Here is a 3,105-nt window from a genome sequence, read left to right on the forward strand (position 1 = left end):
TCTCCGCCGAACCGTCCGCCAAGCGCTTCATATCTTTCAAATGAATCAGGGGCAGACGTCCCGCATACTTTCCGATATACTGCACGGGATCATACCCGCCGTAATGCACCCAGCAGGTATCCATTTCAACCTGGAGAAGCTCTTGTGGAACCTCCCGGTACAGATAGTCGAATGCGGTTAGTCCGTCTGCGCTCTCCCGCAGCTCAAAATCATGATTGTGATATAACAGCACAGCGCCTTTCTCCTTGCATTTCTCTCCGAGAGTCCGTAAATGGGCCGCAATGCCGCTCCAATCGCTCCGCTGCTCCTCAGTGAGGTAGGGGACGATCAGATAGGGGCTGCCAAGCTTCAATATGTAGTCGAGCTCGGCATCCGCATTCTCCAGCAGGACATCATAGGGTCTGTGCGCTCCAATAGCGGTTAGCCCGGTCTCCTCAAGCAGCGCTTTGACTTCCCCGGCGCTCCGGCCGAAATAATTGAAAAATTCGACGCCGCTGTAGCCCAGTTCGGCCACTTTCCTCAGCGTTCCTTCGAAATCTTGCTCCAGTTCTTCTCTGAGCGTATAGAGCTGCAAACCGATCTTCAACATTTGTCATCACTCCCGAAGCATGTAATTGAAGCATTGTTGCCTCAGACTTGCAGTGCAAACGATTCCAGCATTAGCCCCGGAGCCGCTTCCAGCCGGCGGATTATCCTGAAATCTAAGGGCATCCACCTGAACAAAAAGGACTAATCCCGGCAGCAGCCATACCTTGCCCCTTCCGGAAACCAAGCCTTCAAGGCAAGCAGTGTTCCCTTGATTTTGGGCAGTTTTTGCGATTTTTGATTTTATTCGCTGCCCGAGAACTAGTATCATCGTAATCTGAAAGTAAATATAATAAAATGAATAATATGATTAAAACATGAACAATCTGATTATCTTTTAATAAAACAAGGAGGGGCCTATGCCAAGCGACGCGCCTTGCACCGTACTAACTGCCGGATTCTCATTTCATCATAAACCTTTTCAGATGTCGAAGACGGAGGGCTTCCCGCATTATCTCATTCGTCTTCAGACCGAAGGGGGCTGCAGCGCCCTGATTGACGGCGAGATCACGCCTGTGGGGAGCGGCGGCCTGATGCTCATTGCGCCCGGAGTCCCGTACAATCTGATTATCGACGAGGAGAAATTTCCGCTGGGCGAGCCGCGCGTGGAGAGCGGAGACTATCATATTTTTTGCCGGGGGGAGTGGATTGACCAGTGGTGGAAGAGCCGCCACCGGCCTGCGTTGATGCATCTCCCGCCAAATGACGCGTTAGTCGGCCTGTTCCGCCAGCTTGTGCTGGAGCAGCGCCGCCTGTCCGATTTTTCCCCGGAAATTTCAAGCTGCTATCTGCAGATTCTGTGCATGGAAATCGACCGCCTTGCCGTGGACCGTCCTTCCGTCTCCCCAAGGGGCTATCTGGCTTACCGGATGAAGCAGTTTGTGGAGGAGAATGCGGCGCTTTCATTCCATCTGGAAGACGTCGCGGCCTATGTCGGCATTTCCGTCTCGCGCGCGGTCTTTCTGTTCAAGGAGGCCTTCGGCACTACCATCGTGAAATATGTCAATGAGGTCCGCCTGGAGATGGCCCGGGAGCGGATCGTCTACAGTCCGATGCCCCTGGAGCATATCGCCGAAGCCTGCGGTTTCGTGAACTATACCTATTTCCACCGGCAGTTCCGCAAGCGTTACGGCATGTCGCCCAAGCAGTTCCGCGAGCGTGGCAGGGAGATGGATGCGCCTGCGCTGATGTAGGACGGCACCTGAAAAGGAACGCGGCGGCCATGCCTTTCTCCATAATGAAGCGGAGGCACGAAAAAGGGAGCGTCCCCTGCCACTTCCGGCGGGAATACTCCCTCTTCTCAATCTGCATCAATTATCAAATGATGGCTGCCCCGTTCAGGCGCGCTTACGATATCGTCTGTCCTTCCTTCGCCCGCTTGCACCCGCTTCCGGTGCAGATCCGGTAGGTGCCTTTGAAGTCGAGACGATGGTCGGTTACAGAGAAGCCGTATTCCTTCTCCAGCTTCTCTTCAAGCTCCGCAAGCCAGTCGTCCTTGATTTCGGCCACCTTGCCGCAGGAATCGCAGATGAGATGATGATGCATATGATCATGCTCTTCACTGCGCAGGTCGTAACGGGAGACACCGTCGCCGAAGTTCATTTTCTCAACAAGATGGAGTTCGCACAGCAGCTCCAGCGTCCGGTACACCGTTGCCAGTCCAAGCTGCGGAAAGCTTCCCTTGACGAGCATATATACCTCTTCAACGCTTAAATGGTCCTTCTCATTCTCAAGAAGCACCTTCACAATGGCTTCGCGCTGAGAGGTCAGCTTATAGTTGTGGGCCGCAAACTGCTGAGTGATCGTATCCATAGGATTCATAATAAATTCCTCCCTCTCGGACGATTAAGTGTTCATCGCTTTAATCGTAAAGCTTCCTAAATAAGAATTATTATAATAAGCATATCAAATGCGCGGCAAAAAGGAAAGAGGCAAGCCTCGGCAGGCGGCGGCAAATGCTGCATACCAAGTCAAAAAAGCCGGAGGAAGGACTGCCGCCATGCAATATTATATTTTCAGCAGATTCAAAGCCATGGATTATATTACGGGCCTACCATAGTCAGTAGTTTCGGCATGATATAATTCCTGGTAGCAATAGTAAGGCTTGCAAGGGCGGTCGGCTAGTCTCCCGGAAGGGAGGTGATGCCTGTTCGGCATGTTCATTATTGCTTTGCTTAATTATCTCAAAAAGAAATAGGCCGCCCTCTGCCTAGGATAGCGACCTATTTCTATGGGTAGTACCTATGGAAGCCGCCGCCCTTAAAAGCGGCTATTGCACCGGAGAGTCGTGTTGACGCACGGCTCTCTTTGCATTTTACACTCTTTCTGGCTTTATTATAACATGACCAGCAGGTATTTCAATCCACGATACCACGATACCAGATGACATGAACGTCAAAATATTTATCCCGCTCCTCTAAACAAAAGCCCAAACGGGTGCATGCCCCTTGCCCGTATCATACCTTATAACAGCTCAGTTATCGGTTAAGGGGGAGCGCATGATGCTTAACAAGACGAAGA

Annotated in this window: 3 protein-coding genes; 1 reads left to right on the forward strand and 2 read right to left on the reverse strand. The window is 51.8% G+C overall.

Translation table 11 applies throughout. From position 1 onward, the window contains the following. Window positions 1-589, reverse strand: a 589-nt coding sequence (locus L692_RS0121160; RefSeq protein WP_025702016.1) for a sugar phosphate isomerase/epimerase family protein, incomplete at its 3' end; no start/stop codon positions are given. Between the two features lie 355 nt (window positions 590-944). Here L692_RS0121160 and L692_RS0121165 point away from each other — a divergent pair. After that, complete coding sequence (locus L692_RS0121165) at window positions 945-1,778, forward strand: helix-turn-helix transcriptional regulator (protein ID WP_025702017.1); 834 nt, start codon at window positions 945-947, stop codon at window positions 1,776-1,778. 154 nt (window positions 1,779-1,932) lie between these two features. Here L692_RS0121165 and L692_RS0121170 read toward each other — a convergent pair whose 3' ends face one another. Next, window positions 1,933-2,406, reverse strand: a complete 474-nt coding sequence (locus L692_RS0121170; protein ID WP_036724855.1) for a Fur family transcriptional regulator — start codon at window positions 2,404-2,406, stop codon at window positions 1,933-1,935. Window positions 2,407-3,105: the final 699 nt, after the last annotated feature.

It is taken from the genome of Paenibacillus forsythiae T98 (assembly GCF_000520735.1).
GTDB classification, from domain to species: Bacteria; Bacillota; Bacilli; order Paenibacillales; family Paenibacillaceae; genus Paenibacillus_AQ; species Paenibacillus_AQ forsythiae.